Consider the following 23,060-nt stretch of genomic DNA (forward strand, 5'->3'; position numbering starts at 1 on the left):
CCGGCCGTCGCGTGTAGCGGCGGCCGCTGGGACTATTCGAAAATGCTGCCGAGGCGGAGCACCAGCTTCTTGTCGAAGAGGTGGCCGCGGTCGAACATCCAGTTGAGCGCGTCGCGCGTCGTCCAGGCGCGTTTGTAGGGGCGGGCGCTGGTCAAGGCCTCGAAGACATCGCAGACGGTGGAAAGCCGGATTTCCTGGCTCAGTTGCTCGGCCTTGAGGCCGAGCGGATAGCCGCTGCCGTCGAGCACTTCATGGTGGAACCGGGTGATGTCGAGCGTCAACGGCGACAGGGTGCCGAGCTCCCTCAACAGCCGGTAGCCGATTTCGGGATGACCGCGCACCACGCTTTTCTCCGCCGCCTCCAGCTGGCCGGTTTTGTTGAGAATGGCGTTCGGCACCATCAGCTTGCCGACATCGTGTAGGAGGCCGGCGACGCCGAGCTCTCGAACCGTCGCGTCGTCATAGTCGAGCAGCCGTGCAAGGCGCATCATCAGCGCGCTGACGGCAAGCGAGTGCACATAGGTGCCTTCGTCCTTGGATTTCAGACGTGTGACCTTCAGGAAGACATCGGGGGCGGCGTCGATACGGTCGGAAATCTCGTCGGCGACAGGCCCAAGCATTTCGACCCGCAAATCGCCGGAGCGCACGGCGGCGAAGCTGTCGCGCAGCGCGCTTGCGCTCCGGGCTACGCTTTCCTGCGTCTGCTTGCGTTCCTCCGCTGCAAGGGTGGCATCCGCATCGATATCGATCGTGCTGCGTTGCGTGTTGATCAACGCATAGGTCGCAGATGTGGCGAGAATAGCCCGCACGGTCTCGTCGGACTGGATCAGAAAGCGCCGGCCGGAGAATTCGCTGGCGGTGCATTCCACGGACTCGACGAACATGCCCTTGCGTACGAGATGCTTCGGAATTCTCCGTACCACGTCTGTGTCCTCATCCCTGCTCACTGATATTTTGCAGGAACAAAACCTAATCTTTGTTTAAGCATGCTCTGTTTTATGGCGCATCCTGTGGCTTTTACGAAAACGCCGATTGCGGTTTTGCGCCATTGATTTTTGCTCGTTCTCGCCTTACTGCAACGTTGCAGTAGCGACTGCTCCAGGTTGCCCACATCGAGAGACGCCCCATGATCGACCCTAAGACCCTTGCCGACCGTTTTCCCGGCGATTTCGTGTTCGGCGTGGCAACCGCCGCTTTCCAGATCGAGGGGGCATCGAAGCTCGACGGCCGCAAGCCGTCGATCTGGGATGCGTTCTCCAACATGCCGGGGAGGGTCTATGGCCGCCATAACGGCGATGTCGCCTGCGATCACTATAACCGCCTCGAGCAGGACCTCGATCTGATCCAGTCGCTCGGCGTGGAGGCCTACCGTTTCTCCATCGCATGGCCGCGCATCATTCCCGAGGGCACGGGGGCGGTGAACGAGAAGGGCCTCGATTTCTACGATCGGCTGGTCGATGGCCTGAAGGCACGTGGCATCAAGGCCTTTGCGACGCTCTATCACTGGGACCTGCCGCTGATGCTGGCGGGTGATGGCGGCTGGACGGCGCGGCAGACGGCCTATGCCTTCCAGCGTTATGCCAAGACGGTTATCGCTCGGCTCGGCGACCGGCTGGATGCGGTGGCGACCTTCAACGAACCGTGGTGCTCCGTCTGGCTGAGCCACCTCTACGGCATCCATGCGCCGGGGGAGCGCAACATGGATGCGGCCCTTCATGCGCTGCATTTCACCAATCTGGCACATGGTCTTGGCGTTGCGGCGATCCGCGCCGAACAGCCGAACCTCCCCGTCGGCCTCGTGCTGAACGCCCATTCCGTCTATGCCGGCAGTGACAGTGCGGCCGACCAGGATGCCGCCGCGCGCGCCTATGATTTCCACAACGGCGTCTTCTTCGGCCCGGTCTTCAAGGGGGAATATCCCGAACGCTTCCTCTCGGCGCTCGGGCACCGTATGCCGGAGATCGAACCGGGCGACATGGAGACGATCGCCCAGCCGCTCGACTGGTGGGGCCTCAATTACTACACGCCGATGCGCGTGGCGCATGACCCCGCCGAAGGGGTGGATTTCCCGGCGACGCAGCCCGCACCGCCGGTGGCGGACATCAAGACGGATATCGGCTGGGAGGTCTTTGCGCCCGCGCTCGGCGATCTCATCCGCAAGCTCAATGCGGATTATACGCTGCCCGATTGCTACATCACGGAAAACGGCGCCTGCTACAATATGGGCGTGGAAAACGGCGTGGTCGACGATCAGCCGCGCCTCGACTATATCGCCGATCATCTCGGCATCACGGCGGACCTGATCGGTGAGGGTTATCCGATGCGCGGTTATTTCGCCTGGAGCCTGATGGACAATTTCGAATGGGCGGAAGGCTACAGAATGCGCTTCGGCATCGTGCATGTCGATTACGACACACAGGTGCGTACCGTGAAGAAGAGCGGCGAATGGTACGGCGCGCTCGCCGGTCAATTCCCGAAGGGCAACCACAAGCCGGCCAATTGATCACGATATCAGATATTGCTGATATTGGCATTGCGACCGTAAAGGATTCATAACGCTTCTGCCGCATCATTCTCCTCTGGTTGGAGAACCTGATGCGGCGGCTTGCGCACCACCTTTCCGGAATGCTCGGCGCCCGGCGGCTTACGGTCGTTCTCGGGGTGCTTGGCTCGTTTGCGATCGTCGTCAGCCTTGCCACCGTGCTCGTCATGATGGCATTGGGTTTCCTCGCCAACCGGGCAAACGAACTCGACGAGGAGCGCACGCGTCAGACGGTGTTCGGCGCGCTCTCCTCCATGCGCAGTTCCATCGTCACCACCGTGCGCGACTATTCTGTCTGGGACGATGCGGCCGAGCGCGTCTACGGCACACCCGACATGCCTTGGCTCGTCACCAATTTCGGTCTTGCCACCGAAGGCGGGCCGCTGTTCGATACCGTCTTCCTTGTCGACGAGAAGGGCGGCACGATGCTCGCCTATCGCAATGGCGTGCCCTTCGACATGGATGCCGGGACCTTCGGCGGCGCGGCTTTCGAGACGATGCGTCGGGAGGTGATCGAAGCGGGGCTCACGCCGGGCACGGAAATCGGTGCCTTCCTTCGCACATCGAAAGGCTCGGCCGTCGCCGCCATTTCCGCCATCCGGCCCGCCTCCGATGCCGTCAAGGCACCGCAAAGTGGTATGCGAACGCTTTTCATCCTGCGGCACCTGACGCCCGCCCGCATCTCGAAGATATCGGACAATTTCCTCGTTTCCGGCCTTCTGCTGACGGATACCGCGCCGGCAACCGGCGATGCCGTCGCGCTCAACGGCCCCGACGGCAAACCGCTCGGTTATCTCTCCTGGACACCGGAAGCGCCGGGCGACAAGAGCTATGATCAGGTGCGCCCACTCGTGCTTCTGGCGCTTGCCGGTGTGATCGTCTTCTTCGTGCTCCTGGTGCTGACGGGGGCGATCTTCGCCGTCCGCCTCAAGGCGGATGAGAACAGTGCGCGCTTGCAGGCGCTCACCGACCGGCTGAGCGGGCTTCGCAATCGCACCGGCCTCTATCTCGGGCTCGACGAATTGAACGCACGCGCCGTTGCCGAAGCGCGCGACGTGCTGATGCTCTATCTTGACCTCGACGGCTTCAAGGACGTCAATGATTTCTATGGCCATGCGGTCGGCGACAGGCTCATTCGCGGTGTTTCCGCCGGCCTGTCCCGCCTCGTGCCTGAAGACGCCATGCTCGCCCGCATTGGCGGCGATGAATTCGCCATCGTGTTCCTTGCCGGCGCTGATGGTGCGGAAACGGAACGGTTGACCCGCGCGCTCCTCGACTTCTTCACCGAGCCCTTCGCCATCGGCGAACGCGTCGCCATCGTCGGCGCCAGCATCGGCATTGCCGTGTCACATCGGGGCGCCGTTGCAGGCGAAGAGCTGTTGCGGCGCGCCGATGTCGCCATGTATCGCGCCAAACATGCCGGCCGCGGCCGTGCCATGCATTATGAAACGCTGATGGACGACGATCGCGACATGCGGCGCGAAATGGAGGAGGCCCTCAGGGCGGCGGTGGGACGCGGTGAGATCGATGTGGCCTACCAGCCGATTGTGCGCGCCCGCGGACGTGATATCTGCGGCGTCGAGGCGCTGGCACGCTGGACGCGCGACGGCCAACCCGTGCCGCCTGATGTCTTCATTCCGCTGGCGGAGGCGACAGGCATCATCGACGCGCTCGGTCCGCTGATCCTGAAACGGGCTTGCGAAGCGGCGCGGCAATGGCCCGATCTCGGCGTTTCGATCAACGTCTCGCCGGCGCAGTTCCGCAATCCCTATTTCCCGGATCAGGCACTCGCGATCATCGCGGCGGCGGGCATCGATCCCGCGCGCATCATGCTCGAAATCACCGAGGGCTATTTCATCCAGAATCCCGGCCGGGCGAAGCTTGTCATGGATCGGCTAAAGGCGGGCGGCGTGCGCATCGCGCTCGACGATTTCGGCGCCGGCTTCTCGTCGATCGGTTATCTCATCCGCTTCGGTTTCGACCGCATGAAGATCGACCGCTCGCTCACCATGGCCGGGCAGCAGTCGATCAAGGGCGGCGCGATGCTGCAGGCGACGGTGGCGCTTGCCGCGTCCTTCGATATGCCCGTCACCGCCGAGGGCGTGGAGACGGCCGAGCAGGCGGCCTTCCTGCATCTGTGCGGCTGCGATCAGCTCCAGGGCTATTTCTACGGACGGCCGATGAGCGAAAAGGCGATCTGCGACCTCATCGCCCCGCCCGCGGCTACCTCGCAAAGCATCGCCGGCTGATCATTTGCCGAGGTGGCGCTCGCCGCGTTGCTTTGCCAGATCCATCTGCTTCTGCCGCTGGCGAAAGCGCATGCGGTCCTCTTCGCTGCGGGTTCCATGGCAATGCGCGCAGGACACGCCGGCCTCGTAGAGCGGCGAAGCGATCTCTTCCGCCGTTAGCGGGTGGCGGCAGGCGCGGCAAAGCTTGAGATCGCCTTCCTCCAGCCCATGCAGCACGGAGACACGTTCGTCGAAGACGAAGCAGGCACCTTCCCAGAGGCTTTCCTCCGGCGGCACTTCTTCGAGATATTTCAGGATTCCGCCTTTGAGGTGATAGACCTCCTCGAAGCCTTCCTCCTTCATGAAGGCCGTGGCCTTCTCGCAGCGGATGCCGCCGGTGCAATACATGGCAATTTTCGGCTTGTTGTGAAGGCCGGTATTGTTGCGTACCCAGTCCGGAAACTCGCGGAACGTCTTGGTGTTCGGATCGACCGCACCCTTGAAGATGCCGATCGCCGTCTCGTAGTCGTTGCGGGTATCGATGACGATCGTATCGGGATCGGAAATCAGCGCGTTCCAGTCGCGCGGGTCGACATAGGTGCCGACGGAGCGCGTGGGGTCGATATCCTCGACGCCCATCGTGACGATTTCTTTCTTGAGCCGTACCTTCATGCGCAGGAAGGGCATGGCGCTGGCATGGCTTTCCTTGTGCTCGAGGCCGGAAAATTCCGGCTGGCTGCGCAGGAAGGACAAGACAGTGCGGATGCCGGCGGCCGGGCCGGCGATCGTGCCATTGATGCCTTCATGGGCGAGCAGCAACGTGCCGCGCACGCCGTTTTCCTCGCAAAGCGCCTGCAAGGGATCGCGCAGTTCCGCAAAGCGCGGAACCGAGACGAAATGGTAGAGCGCGGCAACCAGGAAGCCGTCATTCGCCGGCGGCGAAGGAATCTCGTGTGCGATGTCTGTCATGGGGCCGCCACATACAGCTTTCGCGCTTTTCAGGCAATGCGGCGCAAAAGCGCGCTGTTGTTATGCCAGTTGGTGCAGGTGGGCACCGTCGCTGGTGCCGAGCGCCATGGACTGGTTGGAATACTGGCTTTCGCCCGTGACTTCGCGGCCAACCCAGTTCGGCAGCTGCGGATCGTCGTGGATCGAGGAAAGCTCCACCTCGGCGATGACAAGGCCGCGATGGGCACCGCTGTAGACATCGACCTCCCAGACATAACCTTCATGCGGCACCTTGTAGCGCACCTTCTCGATGATGGTGCCGACGGCATGGCGCAGCATGTCCTCGGCCTCTTCGCGGCTGATCTCGACTTCATATTCGTCGCGCACAAGGGCGGTATGGCCGACTTTGATGGTGAGGCGGGCACGCCCGTCGCCATAGATGCGAACGCGCAGCGACCGATCGTCCTGGGCCACGATATAGGCTTGCCTTATGGCGACGCCTTCGTTTGCGAAGGTGCGCCATCGCTGGCCCGACACCAGGAACTTCCGCTCGATCTCTTTAGCCATAGGCTCGCTTTCGCTGTCTCTGAGATGGGCTTGGGCGAGCGAAGACTACACGATACGTGTGTCATGACAAGTCCATGAATCAGGCTTAAGGCTCGACACAAGGTCGCAGACGCGCTATGTCGAGCAAAATTCAATCGTTTTAAAGGTCCGTGCCATGAGCGAGAAGAACGCCAAGCTCCTTTCCGTCCTGAAGCTGCAGCCGGTGGTGCCGGTGCTGGTCATCGACGACCTCAAGACGGCCGTGCCGCTCGCACGTGCGCTGGTCGCGGGCGGCCTCAAGGCGATCGAAATCACGCTGCGCACGCCGGCCGCTCTCGAAGCGATCCGTGCGGTCGCCAACGAGGTCGAAGGCGCTGTCGCCGGCGCCGGCACGATCCTCAATGCCGCCCAGTTCGAAGCCGCCGTCGAAGCCGGCTCGCAGTTCATCGTCAGCCCCGGCACGACGCAGGAGCTGATCGATGCGGCAGCCGATTCCGAAATCCCGCTGCTGCCGGGTGCAGCGACGGCAAGCGAAGTCATGGGCCTGCGCGAAGAGGGCTATCAGGTGCTGAAATTCTTCCCGGCCGAGCAGGCCGGCGGCGCTGCCTACCTGAAGTCGCTGTCCTCGCCGCTCGCCGGCACGCTGTTCTGCCCGACCGGCGGCATCTCGCTCTCGAATGCCCCCGACTACCTTTCACTGCCGAACGTCGTTTGCGTCGGCGGCTCCTGGGTCGCGCCGAAGGACCTCGTCGCCAAGGGTGACTGGGCGGGCATCGAGAAGCTCGCCGCCGAAGCAGCCGCGCTCAAGGGCTGAACAAGGTTCAACGGATTTGCAGACGGGCGGCCTTCGGTCGCCCGTTATGCGTTTGTAATCGGGCGCGCGCATTCCTATCTTGCCCTAGCAGTCGGCCCCTGTGCTGTGACGAGAGAAACGGAGACGCTCCCTATGTTTGACGCCAAGAAGTTGCTTGACCAGTTCCTCGGTTCGCAGGTGCCCGGTGCCGGGGGATCCGTGCGCGACCGCGCCGGCCAGGTCACCCAGCTTGCCAAGGACAATCCGCTTGCCTCGATTGCCATTGCCGGCGTGCTGCTTGGCACGGGCACCGGCCGTCAGGTTGCCGGTTCGGCGCTGAAGCTCGGCAGCCTCGCGGCGATCGCCGGCCTCGGCTACCAGGCCTACAAGAATTACAAGGCGGGTCAGGATCCGGTCGAGACGACGCAGGCCGGCACGCCCGAGCTTCTGCCGCCGCCGACCGATTCCGGCTTTCATCCCGAGGCCGTCAGCACCGACTTCGCGCTGATCCTCGTGCGCGCCATGATCGCCGCCTCGCGTGCCGATGGCCATATCGACGATGCCGAGCGCGCCCGAATCATGGACAAGCTGAAGGTTTCCGGCCTCGGCGAAGATGCCGCGAAGTTCCTCGAAGACGAGCTCGCCAACCCGATCGATCTCGATGCGATCGTCGCGGCCGCGACGACCGAGGAACACCGTGTCGAGCTCTACACGGCCTCGCGCCTCGCCATCGAGCCGAAGACGCGTGCCGAGCGCGGCTACCTCGACCTGCTCGCCGGCCGCCTCGGCCTTGCCGATGCGCTGGTTGATCATATCGAGGCGACGGTTTCCGCCGCCACCGTCTAAGCCGTTTCAGGGAGCGGCCGAACGCCGCTCCCTGCTTTCCACATTGCTTCGCGCCCTGCGCTGTTCTATCCCTTCGGCACGACCGAAGGAGAATTCTGATGCGCGATCTCAAGGACTGGAAGGGTTGCCCGCCGCCGGCACCCGTGACGCTCGAAGGCCGTTATGTGCGCCTTGAGCCCTATGATCGTGCCAAGCATCTTCAGGCACTCTGGGACACCTTCGGCGGCATGCAGATCAATCCGCTGCTGCGCTATTTCGCCCAGGCCGATTTCACCGGCATCGAGGGTTTCGATGCCTGGTCGGAAGCAGTCATCGTATCCGGCTGGGTGCGGGAAGTGATCGTCGACAAGGCGAGCGGCAAGCCTGTCGGCATGGCGCATTACATGCGGCCGGACCCGGCGAACGGCGTCGTCGAAATCGGCGGCATCGCCCATGGCGGCGGCATGTCGCGTTCGCCGCTTTCCACCGAGGCGCAGTATCTGCTCGCCAAGCACATGTTCGAGGACTTGGGTTACCGCCGCTACGAGTGGAAATGCCACAACGGCAATGAGCCGAGCAAGCGCACCGCCACCCGCCTCGGCTTCAGCTTCGAAGGCGTCTTCCGCCAGCATATGCTGTCGAAGGGCGAAAACCGCGATACGGCCTGGTTCTCGATCATCGACGGCGAATGGCCTGTCATCGCCAAGGCCTTCGATCTCTGGCTGTCGCCGGAGAATTTCGACGCGGACGGGCAGCAGAAACGCAAGCTCGAAGACATTCGCGCCGAGATCGCCAAGGCGGATGCGGCATGAGCGAGGACGGCAAGGGAAAGTCCGCGGCGCTTGCGGCGCTCATCATCCTCATCGGCACGGGCGTGGTGTTCTACTTCCTGCCGCGGGTGATGATCGCCATCGGCGGCTTTTCGCCGTTGCTTGCCGGCGTCTTCGGCACGCTGATCGTGCTCGGCTTCTTCCTGCTCTTCTGGCTGCGCGCCCGCTATCAGCGCAATCGCGGCAATTAAGCCTGTAACGAAGCGCCGAGCAGTAAGAGTCCCAGGATCATCACCATGAGAGCGCCGCCGATTTCGATGGCGGTGCCGATGCGGGCGGCGGCCGAGCCGTTGCCGGCAAAGCGCAGCGCTGCCCCCTTGGCGGTGACGGCCAGTGTGGCCAACGTCGAGACGGTGATCGCCGTCCCGATCGACATGGCGAGCACAGCAAGCACACCCCCGAAATAGAGGCCGTTGAGCAGCGCGAAGCTCAAAACGATCAGTGCCCCGGAGCACGGGCGAAGCCCCACGGCGACGATGGCTGACCAAGCCTCATGCAGGGCAAAGCGTTCGCCTTTCAGCAGCGACGGATCCGGTGCATGGGCATGGCCGCAGGTCGAGCAAATCTCTCCGGCGTGATGAAGATGGTGATGGTGACCATGGTCGTGGTGATGGTGGTGGTCGTGCGTGCCGTGCACCTCGACCACCTGCGCGCCAAGTGCCGAGGCACGGCGCTCGGCCGGCCGCAGCTTTTTGAACAGCAGCCAGGCGCCGAAAAGGGCGATGAGGGCATAGCTGCCGGTTTCGAGCGCGCGGGTGGCGTCCGTCATCGAGACCGTGGTGCCGCGCAGGAAGAGATAGGCCGCGCCGACCAGCAGGATGGCGACCACGCCTTGCAGGAGAGAGGACAGGAAGGATAGGAGCACACCGCGCTTCAGCTCCACCTCGTTTGCCAGCATGTAGGAGGAGATGACCGCCTTGCCATGGCCGGGTCCGGCGGCGTGGAAGACGCCATAGGCGAAGGAAAGGCCGACCAGTGTCGAGGCCGCCCACGGGTTTTCGCGCATGTCCTTCAGCGCGCCTGTCATCAGACGGTAAAAACCCTGCTGTTGTGCATTGATCCAGCCGAACAGGCTGCCGAACATGCCCGTCGTGTTGAAACCCGGTTCCGCCGAGCCGATGCCGAGCGGCGAGGCGGCGTGTGCAAGGCCGGCGGTCGATATGACGGCGGCAGCCAGCGTGAGGAGGGCGAGCGTGCGGCCGCGGCTCAGCATGTCACTTCCAGGCGGGTGGCGAAGAGTTTCGTCATGTCGGTGCCGGTCGGGTCGTTGAAGAATGCGTCGGTCAGCTTGTCCTGGTTCTGCGCCAGCACCTCGTCGGCATCAGGCCGCACGACGGCATGTTTACAGGCGGCAAACTTGTCGCCCACCGCGACGAGGTCGTCATCCGAGGAAAAATCCATCGAGGCATACATGGTCGGGTCGTAGACGCCGAAGGTCAGCTTGCCCTTGAGCGGCATGGCCTCACCGGGCTTCACGGTGAAGAACATCAGGAGCTGGCCGTCCTTGTAGTCGACATTGATCACGTCGGGCTTGGCGACCTTGATGGCCCTGCCGTCCTCGGTGATCGTCGTGTAGTAGCCGAACTCTTCCAGCGACTCGAGCACCGTCTTGCCGACCTCGGCGAGTTCGTCGGGGTCGAGCTCAGCATTGCTGTTCTTGTCGAAGTCCATCACGACACTTGCCGAAAACATCTCGTCGAAGCGCCAGACATTGCGCAATTCGCTGATCATGCCGTCATCGCCGGCCACCACCTCCAGCCGCGCCTCCGCAAAGATATGCGGATGGGCAAGTGCTGCGGCCGGGGCAAGGAGGGCTGCGCCCGCGGCGAGAAGAGGGAGGTATCGCATCAGTTTCAAGCCTCTTGCAGCGCGGAAGCGGGCGTCGGAATCGACCGTTTGAATGGAGCCGAAATGGGTCGGAATTGGGACTTTTTGCCGGGGCAATTCCAGAGGCAAAACCGCTCCACACTTTTGCTGGATTTGCGTCAGGCCTCAATTCCCGGATTGCGGCGGAACCAGGCGTGCAGGAAATCGACGAAGGTGCGCACCTTCGCGGGCAGGTAGCGCCGGTGCGGATAGATCGCGTAAATGCCGCGGTCGGTCGGCAGATAATCCTCGAGGATCGAGACGATGCGGCCCGAATCCAGACAGGAACGGGCGATGAAGGCGGGGACCTGCGCGACGCCGAGGCCGCTCGCCGCCGCGCGCACGGCGGCCGTCGGGCTGTTCACCTCGATATGGCCGCTGACGGGAACGGAAAAGCCGGCGCCCTTCTCGTCGATGAACCGCCAGTTGCTGTGCGATTTGCCGTTGGTATCGATGATGCAGGGCAGGCGGGCGAGATCGCTCGGGTGATTGATCGGGCCGACCCGGTCGAGGAACTCCTGGCTGACGCACATTTTCAGGTAAAAATCGCCGATCTTGCGGGCGATCAGCGCCGAATCCTCCAGCCGCGTGATGCGCACGGCGACGTCGAAGCCTTCCTCGACGAGATCGACGAAGCGGTCGTCGGAGACGATTTCCAGCGAGAGTTCCGGATGCTCCTTGCCGAAATCGATCAGCGACTGGCCGATATCGGCATCGACGAAGGTGCGCGGGGCGGAGACCTTCAGCTTGCCGCGCAGGTCCGTGTTCTTCTCGCGCACGAGATCGGCGAGATTGTCGATTTCCTTCAGGATGTCGGAGGCGGTGCGGTAGTAGGTGTGGCCGGGTTCGGTCATCGAGAACTGGCGGGTCGTGCGGTTGAGCAGCAACGCGCCGAGTTCGTCTTCGAGTTCGCGCACATATTTGGACAGGAGCGCCTTCGACCGGCCGGTCTTGCGCGAGGCTGCGGAAAAGCCTTCGGCATCGACGACGTCGATGAAGGCCCGGATTCGGGTCAATGTATCCATGTGTCCCCACTTGAATGATGCGTCGCGCGTGCCTGTTTTTCAGGGATTGCGGCGCATGCACGGCGGCCTGACGGCCGGGCGCATAAAGGAATGCAACGAAAACCAGTTCCGCGAATGTCGTGGTTCGGGGAATATTTTCAATAGGAGCCCGCAAAAAACCTCTTGATTACGACAGCGATTCTTCTTATCTCCCCCTTGCCCAAAGTCGCACGTGCCTGTGGGTGTCCGCCGACCCTCGATTTGGTGAGGAATTCGGTAAGGTACCTGGAATTAACCCCTCCAGTCGTTTCTCCGGCCAACCGGAAGAGCGAGGACATCTTGAAGCAACGACGGTGCGGGCCTTTCTGGTGTCTGCCGGCTTTCCAACAGCCGGGGTTACTGAAGAGGCACACCTTCATTGCCGGACGTGCGGTCGGGTTCTCCCACCAATCAATGGCAGACAAAGCGAATTGAAGCCTAGGCGGGCTTCGGTTCACCGATCGCGCATGATGCGCATGCTTGGTTCCGGGGTCTCCACCGGCTGGTTCCATCGCATGCCCGCATCTGCCCTTTGTCCTCTGGGATTGTTCCCGGAGAAACCTGGATATGGGGAATACCGAGATGGCTTCTGCACGTATTATCGACTTCCTGAACACCCGACGTCCCGACGGCCCGTGCCTCGTGGTCGACCTCGATGTCGTGCGCGACAATTTCAAGGCGTTCCGCCACGCGCTGCCCGACAGCTCGATCTACTATGCCGTCAAGGCCAACCCGGCGCCGGAAGTCCTGCGCCTGCTCGCCTCCATGGGCTCCAATTTCGATTGCGCGTCCGTCGCCGAAATCGAAATGGCGCTCGATGCCGGTGCCACCCCGAGCCGTATCTCCTTCGGCAACACGATCAAGAAGGAACGCGACGTCGCCAAGGCGCATGCGCTCGGCGTTTCGCTCTTCGCCGTCGACAGCCATGAGGAAGTCGAGAAGATTTCCCGTGCCGCTCCAGGTGCCCGCGTGTTCTGCCGCGTCCTGACGGACGGCGAAGGGGCCGAATGGCCGCTGTCGCGCAAGTTCGGCTGCGTACCGCAGATGGCCGTCGATGTGCTCGTCTATGCCCACCAGAACGGTCTCGTCTCCTATGGCGTGTCGTTCCATGTCGGCTCGCAGATGACGAAGGTCGATGCCTGGGATTCGGCGCTTGCCGATGCCAAGCGCGTGTTCGTACAGCTGAAGAAGCAGGGCATCGAGCTCAAGATGGTCAATATGGGCGGTGGCTTCCCGACGAAGTACCTGCGCGACGTGCCCTCGGCGGAAGCCTATGGCAAGGCGATCTTCGGCGCGCTGAAGAAGCACTTCGGCAACCAGATCCCGGAAACCATCATCGAGCCGGGCCGCGGCATGGTCGGCAATGCGGGTGTCATCAAGGCGGAAGTCGTTCTCGTCTCGAAGAAGTCCGACAACGACAACCATCGCTGGGTCTTCCTCGACATCGGCAAGTTTGGCGGTCTCGCCGAAACCATGGACGAGGCGATCCGTTACCCGATCCGCACCGCGCGCGATGCCGATGAGATGGAGCCCTGCGTGCTCGCCGGCCCGACCTGCGATTCGGCCGACGTGATGTACGAGAAGAACATGTATCCGCTGCCGGTCTCGCTTTCGATCGGCGACGAAGTTCTGATCGAGGGCACCGGCGCCTACACGACGACCTATTCGGCCGTCGCCTTCAACGGCTTCGAGCCGCTCAAGGCCTACGTCATCTAAGCCTGTCGGCGCTCCCGTTTCGCGCGGGAGCGCCAGCTTCACAATTCGTTCCAGACACCGTTTGAATCGGTTTTGAGCACGGGAGGCCCAGAGATGGCCACTGTTCTTGATTCTGTCCGCGCGTTCTTCGCGCATGCCACTTTCACCATCGACCAGGAAAATGCCGGCGATGTCGTCGCGCGCGAGCGCCTGCTTAATCGCGTCATGGGTGAGGCCCGTTTCCGCAAGTCGTCGGAAAAGATCCGTCGCGGCCGCCTGCCGGCCGAAGGCCTGGCGCTGGTCGCCCGCGACCCGGAGGGCCATGTCATCGGCACGGTGCGGCTGTGGAATGTCGAGGCCGGCGTCGATTCCGACGGCAATGCCGTCTCCGCGCTGCTGCTCGGCCCGCTGGCCGTCGATTGCGAGCACGAGGGCAAGGGTATCGGCGGCGCGCTGATGCGGGCGGCCCTCACCGAGGCGCGCGACCGTGGTCACGGTGCCGTGCTGCTGGTCGGCGATCCGGAATATTACGAGCGCTTCGGCTTCTTTGCCGACAAGGCGCAGCATCTCGTCATGCCCGGCCCCTTCGAGCGCCGCCGGTTCCTGGCGCTGGAGTTGCAGGACGGCTGGCTTTCCGGTGCGGCCGGCATGCTCGTCGCGAGCGGCCGGCGCCTTGCCGCGGATCTGCGCAAGGCGGCCTGACGGCGCCGGTTTGACTTCAAGGCGAAGGTGCGCTATCGGGACGGCAGGGTGAGAGCCCCCGCCGTCCGCGAGCGCAAGCTTTGGTGAAGTCTCTCGTTTCAGAAGATCGGTCTTCCAGCTTTCGAGCATGCGAACCGGTGGCAATGCGGGCTCCCTCCGAAATGACGCATGCACCGACTGGAGTCCCGACATGCGTTCGATATCGACGCCTCTTCCATCCCTCGATGCCCTGAAAGACCAGGCGAAGCGTCTGCGCGCGCGTTTTGCCGCCGATGGCGAAGCGGTCTCTCATTCCCGCGCGCTGGAACTGATTGCCGCGCAATACGGCTTTCGCGACTGGAACACGCTGCATGCAGCCGTCGGCAACCGGCCGCCGTTCAATCCGTGGGTGCTCGGCTCGCGCGTGCGCGGCCACTATCTCGGCCAGCCCTTCGACGCGACGGTGCTCGGCGTGCAGGCGCTGACGAGCCAGCCCGGCCTTTACCGCATGACCCTGCATTTCGACGAGCCGGTGGACGTGGTTACCTTCGACAGTTTCTCCGCCTTCCGCCAGCGCGTGAACTGCACCGTCGACGAGACGGGCCGCACGGCGGCGAAGACATCCGACGGGCGGCCGCATCTTGAACTGGAATGGTGAGCGGTCAGAACGAGCCCGTCATCCGCGCCGCAAGGCCGTCGACCGTGAAGTTGGCGGCCTTGTCGTTTTCGCGGCGCACGAGGCGGCTGTATTCCAGCGCCAGTGTCGCGCCCTTGCTCAGCGTGTAGGCAAGCGTCGCCGACGCGGTTTTCGTGCGCGTGCGATAGTCGAAATAGAGCCAGTCGCTATAGGTCTGTTCATAGGCCAGCGTCAGTTTCAGCTTTTCCGTCAGCGCTTTTTCCAGCGACAGGCCGATCGTGCGCACATCCTCGCCCAATGCGTCGTCGATATCGGCGAGCTGGATGTCGCGCCCGACTTTCGCCTTTAGAATGGCTTCGCGTGGCAACTGCCATGCGGCCTCGCCCTTCAGGAAGGGGCGCAGGCGCTGCACGCTCTTGCCGAGATCGGGGCTTGCGACCCCGATGACACCGGCCTCGGCCAGCAGCGTGAGATTTCCGAAGACACGGCCATAGGCGAGCGAGCCCCGCAGCGTCTCGGCGGGAAACCGCCCGAAGGTCTTTTGTTCGGCCCGATCGATATGGTTGGTGCGGTATTGCAGCGTCGCCCCCACCTCGCCACCCAGGAGGGGGCGGATATGGCCTGCGGTCAGATCATAGAGCCGATTACCGGCTTCGAGCTGCGTGGGCCGCAGGCCCGCCAGCGTGAAATGCGCACGGCCCCGGTCCAGGCTGGAGAGCGAGGCGGTGAGATGGCTCTTGCCGCCATTGTGCGCGACGGTGACGCCGACACTTCCCGCGGCCGCGATATCGGCTTTGCGGTAGCCGATCAGCAGACCCGGCAAGGCAAGAAAGATATCGCCGGAGCGCCGATGCTCGATGCCGCCCTTCAGGGTCAGCTTGATGGCCTCGCCGATGTCCCTGGTGAGGCCGAGCTCTACCCCGGCCGTGCTCTGGCTGGCGAAGGGATATCTGGCCACGCGTTGCACGCTTGCCGCAAGTCCATAGGCGAGTTGGGTTTCCTCCAGGGCGAGCGATCCCCGCAACGCCACCTTCGCCTCGCCGAAAGCGGCCGAAAGCGTCGTCGGATCCTTAAAAACATTTGAGGTCCAGCCACTCCCGATGCTGTAATCAAAAGTTGAATCGGCAATCGCGGAGTTGTGCTGAACCAGCAGGATTGCCGCGCAGACCAGGCCTTGAAGAGAACGCATCGAAAACTGTCCCTGTCCGTTAATGGAACAGAATCCTAAGGTTGCATGGTTAAAAATTCTCTCAATGGTTGATATTCGCGCTGGTATCGCAATTTAGTGCACTAAAAGTTGTATTCGGTCAGGATTCGTTAAACTTGTCCTTGTTATGGTTAACTCTTTGCTATGACTGGCAAATCCGGTTGTGTAAATCGCGACTTATATTACCTTTGATTGTGTACCAATGAGGTGCACAACCGAAGGAGAGAGATCATGAACAAGACCCGCATCATTGCAATCGCTACCGTCATTGCTCTCGCCGGCGCTGGCCAGGCATCGGCCGGCGGCCTGCTCGGCCTCGGCATTCTCGGCAACAAGACCGGCGGTATCGTCATTGTCCCCAGTGTCGGCGTCGGTGTCGGCAATGTCCTCAGCGACAACGACGGCAACAGCATCCTGAACGGCGTTCTCAACAACAACCTGAACGGCACCCTGTCGGGCGTGCTCAACGGCAATGTGCTGGGCATTCTCAGCGGCGGCGGCAGCGACTGCGGCTGCAAGAAGCGCAATCACTGACCGCACCATCCCCGCCCTTGCGGTCGGTGGGCCCGGAGGAGCTTGTCTCTTCCGGGCTTATTCTATTCCAGGTTCAGCTGCCAGGAGATGCCGAAGCGATCCTGTACCCAGGTGAAAAGGCGGCCGAAACCGTAGTTATCGACCGGCATCAGGTCCGTGCCGTCAGCACCGAGGGCCGCGTGCAGTTCCCTGAGACGGGTTTCAGACTCGCATTCGACGAAGAAGGAAAAGGACGGCGTGAAGGTGAAGCCGTGGGCGGCCGGGCTGTCGATGCACATCACAGACTGGCGGCCAAGGCTGAAGCGGGCACGGAAGACGGAGCCCTCCTTGCCGTCCTCGCCCGGTCCGTAGTGCTGAATGTCTTCAACGCGGCTGTCGGGGAAAAGGCCGATATAGAAGGTCATCGCCTCCTCGGCGCGACCTTCGAACATCAGGAACGGCGTGATCGACGGAACCATAGCATCCTCCTGTAGGAGGCGGCATTATCCGGCGATGTCGATCACACCGCAATCACCGGCGTCGCTGGCAAAGGCTATGAGCTTGCCGCTCCTGCTCCAGGCCATGGAGGTAATGGCGCCCTTGCCGGGGCGGCGCAGCAACACTTCGCGGCTGTCGGCAAAACGCGCGGCGAGCACCATGCCGTCGGAATAGCCGATGGCGACGACCTCTTCGGCCGGATGGCAGGCAACGGATGTAACCATCACGTCGGCACGGGTGCCGAGTTCCAGCGGCGGCTTGCCCATCGGGCCGTCCTTGGCCGAGAAGGGCCAGACGATGGCGGCCGGTGCGCCGGACGAGGCGAGCCACTTGCCCTTGGCGGACCAGGAGAGTGATTTCACCTTGGCGGGGTAGCCGGTCATGCGCATGTGGCGGGTGTCGGCGCCGGGCTTGCTGTCGAGCTTCCAGCCGTGCAGGGCGTTTTCCTGCATGCTGGTCACGACGAAGCGGCCGTCCGGCGAGAAGGTGACGCCGGTATGGGCGCCCTTCCATTCGAGATCGACCGGCTGGCCGGCCATCGCAACCCAGTGCAGCGAGACGCCGTTGTAGCGCGCGATGCCCAGGCGCAGCCCCTTCGGGGCAAAGGCGATGCCTTCCACAGAGCGTGTCTCGGTGAATTCCTTGATCGTGCCGTCGGCGAGGCGCACGCGCGCCGTGCGGCCCTCCGCAAAGCCGACCGCGCCCTGCGGGCCGGGGGCGACGACGGAGATCCACTTGCGCGGCACCTCGGCGATCTGCGTCACACTGCCATCGGCCGCGATCCGCTGCACCTTGCCGTCCTCGCCGCCTGTGATCAGCGTGTCGTTCGTCTCGTCGCGCACGCAGGCCAGCAGCCCGTCATGCGCCTCCGTGACCTTCTGGCCGTGGTCGAGGCGGTGGATGGTGCCGGAGGCGGAGGCGAAGAACGGCACGTCGCCGAGGAAAGCGGCCGCGATGACGTGGCCGTCGAGATCAAGAGGCGCGACTGTCGGCATCAGTTCTTCTGTGCCTCACAGGCCTTGAAGCTGCGTTCGATCTTCTCGCGATCAAGATCGCGACCGATGAAGACGAGGCGGCTTTCGCGCTTCTCGCCGTCCTTCCAGGCGCGCTGGTGGTCGCCTTCGACGATCATGTGCACGCCCTGCACGACATACCGCTCCTCATCGCCGGCAAAGGCGATGATGCCCTTCAGGCGCAGGATATTAGGGCCTTCCGTCTGGGTGATCTTCTGGATCCACTGGAAGAAGCGGTCCGGGTTCATCTCGCCGCCGCGCAACGAGATCGACTGCACCGTCACGTCATGGATCGGCGAGACGCCGTGGTCGTGGTGGTGGTCATGATCATGGTGGTGATCGTGGTCGTGATGATCGTGATCATGGTGGTGGTGATTATGATCGTGGCCATGGTGATGATGGTCATGGCCGCAGTCCGGGCCGCAGACATGGTCTTCTTGATCGTGGTCGAGGAAGTGCGGATCGTTTTCGAGCGCCCGTTCCAGGTTGAACGCGCCCTGGTCGAGAACCTTGGTCAGGTCGATTTCCGAGCGGGTCGTGCGGTGAATGCGGGCGGACGGGTTGATGGCGCGCACTGTCGCTTCGATCTTCGCCAGCTCGTCGGCGCCGACGAGGTCGGTCTTGTTGATCAGCACGACATCGGCAAACGCGATCTGGTCCTCAGCCTCGCGGCTGTCCTTCAGGCGCAACGGCAGGTGCTTGGCATCGACCAGCGCCACGACAGCGTCGAGCTCGGTCTTCTGGCGCACGTCGTCGTCCATGAAGAAGGTCTGGGCGACCGGCACCGGATCGGCAAGGCCTGTCGTCTCGACGATGATGGCGTCGAAGCGGCCGGGGCGGCGCATCAGGCCTTCCACGACGCGGATCAGGTCGCCGCGCACGGTGCAGCAGATGCAGCCGTTATTCATCTCGTAGATCTCTTCGTCCGACTCGACGATCAGGTCGTTGTCGATGCCGATCTCGCCGAACTCGTTGACGATGACGGCGTATTTCTTGCCGTGGTTGCCGGTGAGGATGCGGTTGAGGAGCGTCGTTTTGCCGGCACCGAGATAGCCGGTGAGCACGGTGACGGGAATGGGCTTTGCGGGGGCTGTTTCGGTCATGGGAACCTCGAACAAGAACGGGGACGCTGGGGAGCGTCCGGTTGGGTCTGATATAGGAGATCGGATGGGCCAGCGCAAATGCCGGATGCGGCTATAAAAGCGTCTTTGCGTCGAAAGCCGCGACATCCTCTAGGAGCCCGACGAGGCCGCGTAGCGCGTGCGCGATCAACTGCTCGCCCTTTTCGGCGGTGGCGGCACTGGCGTCACCCGCCACGCCCTTCGGGTTGAGGTCGGACATTTTCCAGCCGAAGGCGTGCGGGCCATAGGCGCGCAGATGCGCGAAGCGGGCGGCGAATTCCGCCTGGCGCGAGCCGAAGCGTTCGGCCTTCGCCATCTCCACCCGTTCGGGGTGAAGCGCGAGCATGACGGAGGTTTCGATGTCGCCGCCGTGGATGTCGATGGCCTTGTCCTCGGAGGTGATCCAGCCGTCAGGCTGGCCGAAGCGAGTCCAGGCCGTGGCGACGACAAGCATGCCGAAGCGCACGCGCGCTTCCGTCGCGACGATGGTCATCAGCGGAGAATTGCCGCCATGGGCATTGAGCAGCACCAGCTTGCGGATGCCGAAGCGGTTGAGGTCCTCGGCGATGCGCAGCCAGCGTTCGATCGCCTCGCCATAGGGGAGGGAGCGCGTGCCGGGCACGTCGAGATGTTCGGGCGAATAACCGGCGGGCTCGACGGGCAGGAATGTGACGGGCAGGTGCTCCGGCAGCACGGCGGCCAGCCGTTCCGCGATGCCTTCGGCGATCAGCGTGTCGGTTTCGAGCGGCAGGTGCGGCCCGTGGCCCTCATGCGCGCCGAGCGGTAGCACGGCGATCCAGTCCGCGCGGTCTTCTGGGGTCAGCATGGGGTCGTTTTCCACCCATCGCCTCTTGGGGCGTGCCTGGGTATGCGCCATACCGATCCTCCCTTGCCGCCGGCCTTCTTCCTCTGTCATACAGAGCCGGGCCAGCGATGCAAGGTATCGGCGGGCGGTGCAGGAGGCGATGGATGGGCAAGAAGCACAAGGACGGCAAGGACAGCAAGGACGCCAAGAAGGGCAAGAAGAAGAAATCGCACGGGGATGTGTCCGGTGCGGGACTTGCCTCTGCCGTCGTCAATGCTGCCCGGTCCATGCGCACCGTGCTCTCGCGCAATCTTCTCGCCACCGGCCTCTATGCCGGGCAGGACGGCGTGATCCTGGCGCTGTCGGAGGAGGGGGGGCTGACGGCAGGCGCGCTCGCCGCGCGCCTTGGCGTGAAGGCGCCGACCATGACGCGCACCATCGGGCGGCTGGAGGCGCAGGGCTTCGTCGAGCGCCGGCCGGACGAGACGGATGGGCGTCTGACCATGGTGCATCTGACCGAAGCGGGCCGGTCTTCCGTCGATCGCATTTCCGAAGCCGGCCGGCTCAGCGAGCGGCAGGCGGCGGAGGGTTTGAGCGAAAAGGACGTGCGCCATCTCCTCAAGCTGCTGCGCGCCATGGACGAGAATCTGCATGTCTCCGCGCCTGATACGGCGGAGAATGGCGCAAAGCCTGTTGCCGACGACATTTAAACTGTTTAAATAAACTGTTTTAAAGGATGCGTTGCTGCGGGAGGCTACGTGGCACAGAAAATCAAGCTTTCCACCATCGCGGAGACGCTGGGCGTTTCCACCGCGACGGTATCGCTTGCGCTGAGAGACAGTCCGCTCGTTGCTGCCGCGACGCGCGACCGGATCAAGGAACAGGCGCGGGCGCTCGGCTATATCTACAACCGCCGCGCCGCCAGCCTGCGCACCTCCCGATCGGGCATCATCGGCGTCGTCGTGCACGACATCATGAACCCGTTCTATGCGGAAATCCTGAAGTCGATCGAAAGCGAGCTCGATCGCGATCGACAGACTTTCATCCTGTCCAACCACTACGATTCCGTCGAAAAGCAGCGCAATTTCATCGAGACGCTTTTGCAGCTCGGCGGCGACGGCGTCATCATGTCGCCGGCCATCGGCACGCCGCCGGAGGATATCCAGCTTGCCGAGGACAACGGCATGCCGGCGATCCTGATCGCGCGCTCCATCGACGGGCTCGACGTGCCGATCTTCCGCGGTGACGACAGCTATGGCATTTCACTTGCCACCAATCACCTGATCGGGCTTGGCCACCGCACCATCGCTATGGTGGGCGGTACGGACCAGACATCGACGGGCCGTGACCGTTACCAGGGCTATGTCAATGCATTGCGCAAGGCCAATATCGAGGTCGATCCGAGCCTGCGCATTCCCGGCCCGCGCACCAAGCAGGGGGGCTTCGAGGCCGCGGTGCATTTCCTCTCCCTGCCGCAGAAGCCGACGGCCGCCGTCTGCTGGAACGACCTCGTCGCCATCGGTCTGATGAACGGCATCGCGCGTGCCGGCCTCGTGCCCGGCCGCGATGTTTCCGTCACCGGCTATGACGATCTGGAAGAGGCGGCGATCGCGACGCCCGCACTCACCACCGTCTGGAACGGCCAGTCGGAAGTCGGCCGAAACGCCGCCCGCGCGCTGCTCGACAAGCTCAAGGGCAGCCATGAGCCTGATGGCATTCATCTCATCAAGCCGGAAATGCGCATCCGGCAATCCACCGGACCGCTGAAGCCGCATCCCGAAGGCTGAGGTCGCAAGCGCAGACGAGGTTTCCCATGTCGGCCAAGACACGCATTCTCGTGCCCGGACCTATCCGCGAACGGGTACTGGAGCGGCTGAAGGAGCGCTTCGATGTCGTGCGGATCGAACGGGCCGACCCGGCGCTGCTCGCCCGCTCGGAAGCCGCGGCCATTTCAGGCGTTGCCGTCTCAGGCGGCGTCAACGGGGCGTTGATCGAGCATCTGCCGGCACTGGAGATCATCGCGAGTTTCGGCGTCGGTTATGACGGTGTCGATGTCTCCGCCGCTGCCGCACGCGGCATCGCCGTCACCAACACGCCCGATGTTTTGAATGACGAGGTGGCCGACACCGCCATTGGGCTGCTGCTCAATACGCTGCGCCGGTTCCCGCAGGCGGAAACCTGGCTGCGCGAGGGGCGCTGGAAGCGCGAGGGCGCCTTTCCGCTGACGCCGCTCACTCTGCGCGGCCGCACCGTGGGTATCTACGGGCTTGGCCGCATCGGCCTTGCCATTGCCGACCGGCTGAAGGGTTTTGGTGTCGCGATCGCCTATCATACGCGGCGTCCGCGGGCGGATGTGCCCTATGCCTATTATCCGTCGCTCATCGAGATGGCGCAGGCGGTGGACACGCTGATCGCCATCGTGCCGAAGACGGCCGAGACCCATCGCACCATCGACGCGACCGTGCTGAAGGCGCTTGGCGCCGACGGCGTGCTGATCAATGTCGGGCGCGGCTGGACCGTCGATGAGGAGGCGCTTGCCGAGGCACTTCGCGAAGGTGTCATCGCCGGGGCCGGGCTCGACGTGTTCTACGACGAGCCCCATGTGCCGGAGGCGTTGCTGGCGCTGCCGAATGTCTCGCTTCTGCCGCATGTCGCCTCGGCCTCCATTGCGACGCGCGACGCGATGGCCGATCTGGTCGCCGACAATCTACACGCTTGGTTCGACACCGGTTCGGCGCTGACACCCGTGCCGGAGACGCCCTTTACGCGAAAAACCGGGGCAGGGCTGGAAAGCCTTCGTTAACCCTTCGGCAAGTTTGGCGGCGCATGATCCTTCGGACGAGTCGTTGCGAAGGAGAATGCCATGAAGATGCTGATGATGGTCGCCGCAGTCGGTGTGGCCTCGTTCGGTCTCTGGAGCGTGGCCAATCACCAGACGCCCGGTGTTGATCCGGTCGTCTCGAATTCGATCCCGGCCAGCGCGACCGACCACGCCTACACGATCTCCAACGTCACGGCGAACACGGCCTGCCTTGCCGAACGCGGCACGCGTATTTCCAGCCGCAGCGAGCGCTTCACCGCGAATGCGGATTGTGATGCGGTCTGGCCAGGCCTTTCGGCGGCGCGGACCTGGATCAACAATGGCGATGGTACGGTGGTCGTTGCGGACGCGCGCGGCGAGCCGATCCTGACCGTCGTCGATGGCGATGGTGCCTATGAGACGGTCGAACCGGCTGACGCCTTGGTCACGATGATTTCCGCCGACTGAC

Annotated in this window: 25 protein-coding genes; 14 read left to right on the forward strand and 11 right to left on the reverse strand. The window is 63.4% G+C overall.

Annotated elements, in window-relative coordinates:
* Window positions 1-32: 32 nt before the first annotated feature.
* Entirely contained in the window at window positions 33-923 is an 891-nt protein-coding gene (locus AC27VQ_RS06770; RefSeq protein ID WP_421593961.1) for an HD-GYP domain-containing protein, read from the reverse strand.
* Window positions 924-1,126: 203 nt separating this feature from the next.
* Between AC27VQ_RS06770 and AC27VQ_RS06775 the strand changes: the two genes are divergently transcribed.
* Both AC27VQ_RS06775 and AC27VQ_RS06780 read left to right on the forward strand, forming a co-directional pair.
* Window positions 1,127-2,503: a GH1 family beta-glucosidase gene (locus AC27VQ_RS06775; protein ID WP_488715704.1), complete on the forward strand. Its 1,377-nt coding sequence runs from the start codon at window positions 1,127-1,129 to the stop codon at window positions 2,501-2,503.
* Window positions 2,504-2,595: 92 nt separating this feature from the next.
* A complete protein-coding gene (locus tag AC27VQ_RS06780) occupies window positions 2,596-4,791 on the forward strand; it encodes a putative bifunctional diguanylate cyclase/phosphodiesterase (protein WP_488715705.1) in 2,196 nt (731 codons plus the stop codon).
* Here the strand turns inward: AC27VQ_RS06780 and trhO are convergent, their stop codons facing one another.
* Complete coding sequence (gene trhO / locus AC27VQ_RS06785; RefSeq protein ID WP_488715706.1) at window positions 4,792-5,739, reverse strand: oxygen-dependent tRNA uridine(34) hydroxylase TrhO; 948 nt, start codon at window positions 5,737-5,739, stop codon at window positions 4,792-4,794. It lies immediately after the preceding gene.
* A gap of 60 nt (window positions 5,740-5,799) precedes the next feature.
* Complete coding sequence (locus AC27VQ_RS06790) at window positions 5,800-6,285, reverse strand: CYTH domain-containing protein (RefSeq protein WP_488715707.1); 486 nt, start codon at window positions 6,283-6,285, stop codon at window positions 5,800-5,802.
* Window positions 6,286-6,439: 154 nt separating this feature from the next.
* On the opposite strand from AC27VQ_RS06790, the gene AC27VQ_RS06795 reads away from it, so the two are divergent.
* The 4 genes from AC27VQ_RS06795 (at window position 6,440) to AC27VQ_RS06810 (ending at window position 8,903) form a co-directional block, all read left to right on the forward strand.
* Window positions 6,440-7,078 carry a 2-dehydro-3-deoxy-phosphogluconate aldolase gene (locus AC27VQ_RS06795; protein WP_488715708.1) on the forward strand — a complete coding sequence of 213 codons (639 nt, stop codon included), beginning with the start codon at window positions 6,440-6,442 and terminating at the stop codon, window positions 7,076-7,078.
* A gap of 132 nt (window positions 7,079-7,210) precedes the next feature.
* On the forward strand, window positions 7,211-7,903 hold the full coding sequence (locus tag AC27VQ_RS06800; RefSeq protein ID WP_298100312.1) for a tellurite resistance TerB family protein: 693 nt from the start codon (window positions 7,211-7,213) through the stop codon (window positions 7,901-7,903).
* A 98-nt stretch (window positions 7,904-8,001) separates the two neighbouring features.
* Complete coding sequence (locus AC27VQ_RS06805; protein ID WP_488715709.1) at window positions 8,002-8,694, forward strand: GNAT family N-acetyltransferase; 693 nt, start codon at window positions 8,002-8,004, stop codon at window positions 8,692-8,694.
* Window positions 8,691-8,903 (forward strand): hypothetical protein, encoded by a 213-nt coding sequence (locus AC27VQ_RS06810; RefSeq protein WP_421593953.1) that lies wholly within the window; start codon window positions 8,691-8,693, stop codon window positions 8,901-8,903. The genes AC27VQ_RS06805 and AC27VQ_RS06810 overlap by 4 nt, the downstream gene beginning before the upstream one ends.
* Here the strand turns inward: AC27VQ_RS06810 and AC27VQ_RS06815 are convergent.
* The 3 genes from AC27VQ_RS06815 to AC27VQ_RS06825 all read right to left on the reverse strand — a co-directional run bounded on the left by AC27VQ_RS06815 (window position 8,900) and on the right by AC27VQ_RS06825 (window position 11,603).
* Complete coding sequence (locus tag AC27VQ_RS06815) at window positions 8,900-9,925, reverse strand: nickel/cobalt transporter (protein ID WP_488715710.1); 1,026 nt, start codon at window positions 9,923-9,925, stop codon at window positions 8,900-8,902. The genes AC27VQ_RS06810 and AC27VQ_RS06815 overlap by 4 nt on opposite strands.
* Window positions 9,919-10,560, reverse strand: coding sequence for a DUF1007 family protein (locus AC27VQ_RS06820; RefSeq protein WP_488715711.1), 642 nt, complete (start codon window positions 10,558-10,560; stop codon window positions 9,919-9,921). The genes AC27VQ_RS06815 and AC27VQ_RS06820 overlap by 7 nt, the downstream gene beginning before the upstream one ends.
* A gap of 137 nt (window positions 10,561-10,697) precedes the next feature.
* Entirely contained in the window at window positions 10,698-11,603 is a 906-nt protein-coding gene (locus tag AC27VQ_RS06825) for a LysR family transcriptional regulator (protein WP_421593949.1), read from the reverse strand.
* Window positions 11,604-12,203: 600 nt separating this feature from the next.
* On the opposite strand from AC27VQ_RS06825, the gene odc2 reads away from it, so the two are divergent.
* From odc2 to AC27VQ_RS06840, 3 genes are all read left to right on the forward strand, one after another.
* The gene (gene odc2, locus AC27VQ_RS06830; RefSeq protein ID WP_421593948.1) at window positions 12,204-13,337 is read left to right on the forward strand and encodes an ornithine/lysine decarboxylase; all 1,134 of its coding nucleotides are present in this window, start codon (window positions 12,204-12,206) and stop codon (window positions 13,335-13,337) included.
* 93 nt (window positions 13,338-13,430) lie between these two features.
* Window positions 13,431-14,018, forward strand: coding sequence for a GNAT family N-acetyltransferase (locus AC27VQ_RS06835; RefSeq protein ID WP_488715712.1), 588 nt, complete (start codon window positions 13,431-13,433; stop codon window positions 14,016-14,018).
* A 190-nt stretch (window positions 14,019-14,208) separates the two neighbouring features.
* Complete coding sequence (locus AC27VQ_RS06840) at window positions 14,209-14,655, forward strand: glyoxalase superfamily protein (protein ID WP_488715864.1); 447 nt, start codon at window positions 14,209-14,211, stop codon at window positions 14,653-14,655.
* A gap of 4 nt (window positions 14,656-14,659) precedes the next feature.
* Here AC27VQ_RS06840 and AC27VQ_RS06845 read toward each other — a convergent pair whose 3' ends face one another.
* Entirely contained in the window at window positions 14,660-15,823 is a 1,164-nt protein-coding gene (locus AC27VQ_RS06845) for a hypothetical protein (protein ID WP_488715713.1), read from the reverse strand.
* A 249-nt stretch (window positions 15,824-16,072) separates the two neighbouring features.
* Here AC27VQ_RS06845 and AC27VQ_RS06850 point away from each other — a divergent pair, with 249 nt between their 5' ends.
* On the forward strand, window positions 16,073-16,375 hold the full coding sequence (locus AC27VQ_RS06850; RefSeq protein ID WP_488715714.1) for a hypothetical protein: 303 nt from the start codon (window positions 16,073-16,075) through the stop codon (window positions 16,373-16,375).
* A gap of 62 nt (window positions 16,376-16,437) precedes the next feature.
* On the opposite strand, the gene AC27VQ_RS06855 is transcribed toward AC27VQ_RS06850, so the two are convergent.
* The 4 genes from AC27VQ_RS06855 to AC27VQ_RS06870 form a co-directional block, all read right to left on the reverse strand.
* Window positions 16,438-16,833, reverse strand: coding sequence for a VOC family protein (locus tag AC27VQ_RS06855; protein ID WP_488715715.1), 396 nt, complete (start codon window positions 16,831-16,833; stop codon window positions 16,438-16,440).
* Between the two features lie 24 nt (window positions 16,834-16,857).
* Window positions 16,858-17,847 (reverse strand): WD40 repeat domain-containing protein, encoded by a 990-nt coding sequence (locus tag AC27VQ_RS06860; protein WP_488715716.1) that lies wholly within the window; start codon window positions 17,845-17,847, stop codon window positions 16,858-16,860.
* Window positions 17,847-18,968: a CobW family GTP-binding protein gene (locus AC27VQ_RS06865; protein WP_488715717.1), complete on the reverse strand. Its 1,122-nt coding sequence runs from the start codon at window positions 18,966-18,968 to the stop codon at window positions 17,847-17,849. Before AC27VQ_RS06865 ends, AC27VQ_RS06860 begins: the two co-directional genes overlap by 1 nt.
* Before the next feature lie 91 nt (window positions 18,969-19,059).
* The gene (locus tag AC27VQ_RS06870) at window positions 19,060-19,863 is read right to left on the reverse strand and encodes a creatininase family protein (RefSeq protein WP_488715718.1); all 804 of its coding nucleotides are present in this window, start codon (window positions 19,861-19,863) and stop codon (window positions 19,060-19,062) included.
* Window positions 19,864-19,955: 92 nt separating this feature from the next.
* Here AC27VQ_RS06870 and AC27VQ_RS06875 point away from each other — a divergent pair, with 92 nt between their 5' ends.
* The 4 genes from AC27VQ_RS06875 to AC27VQ_RS06890 are packed head-to-tail and all read left to right on the forward strand — an operon-like array spanning window position 19,956 to window position 23,059.
* Complete coding sequence (locus AC27VQ_RS06875) at window positions 19,956-20,501, forward strand: MarR family winged helix-turn-helix transcriptional regulator (RefSeq protein ID WP_313525712.1); 546 nt, start codon at window positions 19,956-19,958, stop codon at window positions 20,499-20,501.
* A gap of 48 nt (window positions 20,502-20,549) precedes the next feature.
* On the forward strand, window positions 20,550-21,578 hold the full coding sequence (locus tag AC27VQ_RS06880) for a LacI family DNA-binding transcriptional regulator (RefSeq protein ID WP_298102861.1): 1,029 nt from the start codon (window positions 20,550-20,552) through the stop codon (window positions 21,576-21,578).
* Between the two features lie 26 nt (window positions 21,579-21,604).
* The gene (locus AC27VQ_RS06885) at window positions 21,605-22,594 is read left to right on the forward strand and encodes a 2-hydroxyacid dehydrogenase (protein WP_488715719.1); all 990 of its coding nucleotides are present in this window, start codon (window positions 21,605-21,607) and stop codon (window positions 22,592-22,594) included.
* A gap of 60 nt (window positions 22,595-22,654) precedes the next feature.
* Entirely contained in the window at window positions 22,655-23,059 is a 405-nt protein-coding gene (locus AC27VQ_RS06890) for a hypothetical protein (protein ID WP_488715720.1), read from the forward strand.
* Window position 23,060: the final 1 nt, after the last annotated feature.

The organism is Shinella sp. 20P9.1.1, assembly GCF_057798995.1.